This window comes from Streptomyces murinus (assembly GCF_002154555.1).
In the GTDB taxonomy this organism is placed as follows: domain Bacteria; phylum Actinomycetota; class Actinomycetes; order Streptomycetales; family Streptomycetaceae; genus Streptomyces; species Streptomyces murinus.
In genome coordinates, this window is record NZ_MUNF01000016.1 from 1 (window position 1) to 595 (window position 595).

At 66.4% G+C, this 595-nt stretch carries 2 pseudogenes; both read left to right on the forward strand.

From position 1 onward, the window contains the following. Nucleotides 1-263 (forward strand): annotated as a pseudogene (locus tag CCN72_RS01650) (response regulator); the annotation flags it as partial. 32 nt (nucleotides 264-295) lie between these two features. Next, nucleotides 296-517 (forward strand): annotated as a pseudogene (locus tag CCN72_RS40190) (tyrosine-type recombinase/integrase); the annotation flags it as partial. Nucleotides 518-595: the final 78 nt, after the last annotated feature.

A 595-nucleotide genomic window follows, 5' to 3' on the forward strand; every position in this document is an offset into this window, starting at 1 on the left:
GTCGACGATCAGCCGGACAACCTGCTGGCGATGACCGCGGTACTGGCGACGCTCGAACAGGAACTCGTCACCGTCTCCTCCGGCCGGGAAGCCCTCAAGGCCCTCCTCGACCACGACGACTTCGCCGTCATCATCATGGACGTCCAGATGCCGGAGATGGACGGCTANNCGTCGACTACATCAGCAAGCCCTTCGACCCCTGGGCCCTGCGCGCCAAGGTCGCCGTGTTCACGTCCATCCACTTGGAGCGACACGGCCGGTAGACGCCGCTTGGGCGCAGCCCCGCGCACATCCCGACCTCCGCCACACCGGACTCACCCGGCTCGCCGACACCGGAGTCCCCATCCACGTCCTGCGCAAGATCGCCGGCCACGGTTCCCTGACAACCACTCACCGCTACCTACACCCGGACACCCACAAGATCACGGCCGCCGGCGCGGCACTCACCACACACCTCAGCGTGCTGCGAGCCCCCCCCCCCCGTTCCCTTCCCGGCCCGACCGTCCTCACCCGCTGACACAGGACAAGGAACACTGGTCCCCATCTGGTCCTCAAAAAAGATCAAGGGGCGGTTCCGGATTTCTCCGAAACCGCC